Genomic DNA, 2,728 nt, shown 5'->3' with positions numbered 1-2,728 from the left:
TTGGCGGCGCGGGCGCATCGTGCGGGTGTGGTGATCTCGGCGCGTGATGTGTTCGTGCACAAGACGATCGCCAAGCTGGCGCTGGTTGCCCGCCAGGTCCCCCGCGGCCGGACCGGAGACACCCCACCCCCCACCCCGCCGGACGCGGGCGGCACCCGGAGCCTCGTCGCGCTCCGGGCCGACGAACTCGATGAGCTGGAAGCCCAGTGGGAGGCCACGCAGTGAAGCAGACATCCCTCGAGGCGGCCCTGCCGCTCACCCCGCTCCAGCAGGGCATGCTCTTCCACGCCCTCTACGACGGTGCCGACGGCGGCGAAGCCGTCGACTTCTACCACATGCAGACCCCGCTGGAGCTGAGCGGCACCCTCGACCGCGACCTCCTGCGGACCTCCTGCGAGGCCCTGGTGGCGCGGCACGCCGCCCTGCGCGCCGCGTTCCTGCGCCGCCGCTCCGGTGAGGCGCTCCAGGCGGTGGCCCGTACCGTCACCCTCCCCTGGGAGGAGGCCGACCTCTCGGGCTTCGCCCCCGAGGAGCGGAGCCTGCGGCTGTCCCGGCTGCTGACCGAGGACCGTGCGCGGCGGCTGGACATGGCCCGGCCGCCGCTGCTGCGGATCACCCTGGTCCGGCTGGCCGAGGACGCGCACGTGCTGGTCCTCACCCACCACCACATCCTGCTGGACGGCTGGTCCCTGCCGCTGCTGCTGAGCGACCTGTTCCGGATCTACCGGGACGGGGGTACCGACGCGGGGCTGGAGCCGGTGGTCCCGTTCGCGGACTACCTGGCGTGGCTGGAGGCCCAGGACCGCGGGGCCGCCGAGGAGGCGTGGCGCGGCGCGCTGTCCGGCCTGGAGGGGCCGACGCTGGTCGCCGGCGGCGCCGGCACCGGTGCCTCCGACCACGGGCAGCGCCGCGTGGTGAGCGAACTCTCCGCCGCCACCACCGCGCGGATCACCGCCGCGGCCCGCGCCCGGGAGGTGACCGCCAACACCGTGGTGCAGGCCGCGTGGGGGCTGCTGCTGTCCGAGCTGACGGGGCAGCGCGACGTGGTCTTCGGCAGCACCGTCGCCGGGCGCCCGCCCGAACTCCCCGACAGCGACCGCATGGTGGGCCTGCTGATCAACACCGTGCCCACCCGGGTGCGGATCGACCCCGCCGAGTCGGTGGGCGCGCTGCTGAGCCGCGTCCAGCGGGAGCAGACCGACCTCATGGGGTACCAGTACCTCGGTCTGGCCGACATCCACCGGGCCGTGGGCCACGGCGAACTCTTCGACTCCACCGTCGCCTTCGAGAACTTCCCCGTCGACGAGGCGGTCAGCGGCGCGTCCGTGGCCGGACTCACCATCCGGGTGCTGCGCGACGCGGCCGAGGACACCCCCGAGGGCACCCACTACCCGTTGAGCCTGGCCGTCTACCCCGGCGACGGGCTCCGCCTCGAACTCAACTACCGCGACGACGTCTACACCGCCGAGGCGGCGTCCGCCCTGCTGGAGCGGCTGCACGGCCTGCTGGCGGAGATCGCCGAGCGCCCGCACGCCCCCGCCGGACAGCTGCCGTCGGTCACCCCGCGAGCGCGCGCGGAGCTGCTGCGGGTGGCCAGCGGCCGGATCGCCGACCACCCCGGGCACACCCTGCCCGAGCTGTTCGAGGCGCAGGCGCGCGCGACGCCGGAGGCGACCGCCCTCGTCGGCGGCGCCACCCGGCTCACCTTCCGGCAGCTGAACGCCGACGCCAACCGCCTCGCCCGGCTGCTGGTGGCGCACGGCGCCGCCCCGGACCGGATGATCGGCGTGGCGCTACCGCGCACCACCGACGCGGTCACCGCGATCCTGGCCGTCCTCAAGTCGGGCGCCGGCTACCTGCCCGTCGACGGCGACCACCCGGCGGAGCGCGTCGCCGCGATCTGCGCCGAGGCCGACCCGGTGCTGATCCTGGCCACCGCCGCGACGAGCGGGCCGCTGCCCGAGGACGTACCGACGCTGCTGCTGGAGGAGCTGGCACGGCTGGCACCGCCGTCGGACGGTACGGACGCCACCGACCTCACCGACGCGGACCGGCGCGGCCCGCTGGTGCCCGCGCGGCTGGCGTACGCCGTCTACACCTCCGGCTCCACCGGCCGTCCCAAGGGCGTCGCGGTCGAGCACCGCAACCTGGCGAACATGTTCCACAGCCATCGGGCGAACTTCTTCACGCCCGAGCGGGAGCGCGCGGGCGGCCGTCCGCTGCGCGCCGCGCTCACCAACTCCCTGGGCTTCGACGCCTCCTGGAGCCAGCTGCTGTGGATGGTCGGCGGCAACGAGCTGCACATCGTGGACGACGAGACGCGCAAGGACGCGATGGGGATGGTGGAGTACGCCCGCCGGTCCGCGGTGGACGTGCTCGACACCACCCCGTCGGTGGCGCGCCAGCTGCTGGCGGCCGGGGTCTTCGAGGCGGAGGCGGCGGCGGGGGAGCACCGCGTCTCGGTCCTGGCGCTGGGCGGCGAGGACGTCGGCGACGACCTGTGGAACGCGCTGCGCGAGGTCGAGGGGCTGTCGGTGTACAACCTCTACGGCCCGGCCGAGTGCACCGTGGACGCGATGTTCCACCGCCTCACCGGCGAGGGGCGGCCCGCCATCGGCGTCCCCTCGGACAACCTGCGGGTGTATGTGCTGGATGGGTTTTTGCGTCCGGTGCCGGTGGGTGTGGTGGGGGAGTTGTATGTGGCGGGTGTGGGTGTGACGCGGGGGTA

Annotated in this window: 2 protein-coding genes; both read left to right on the top strand. The window is 74.5% G+C overall.

The features are described from left to right. Window positions 1-225 (top strand): hypothetical protein (locus H299_RS0123655; RefSeq protein WP_486587398.1); only part of this gene is annotated, 225 nt, incomplete at its 5' end. Continuing rightward, on the top strand, window positions 222-2,728 hold a 2,507-nt coding region (locus tag H299_RS0123650; protein WP_027750425.1), incomplete at its 3' end, for a condensation domain-containing protein. The genes H299_RS0123655 and H299_RS0123650, both read left to right, overlap by 4 nt.

Source organism: Streptomyces sp. CNH287 (assembly GCF_000424825.1).
This window is presented reverse-complemented; position numbering and strand designations above follow the sequence as displayed.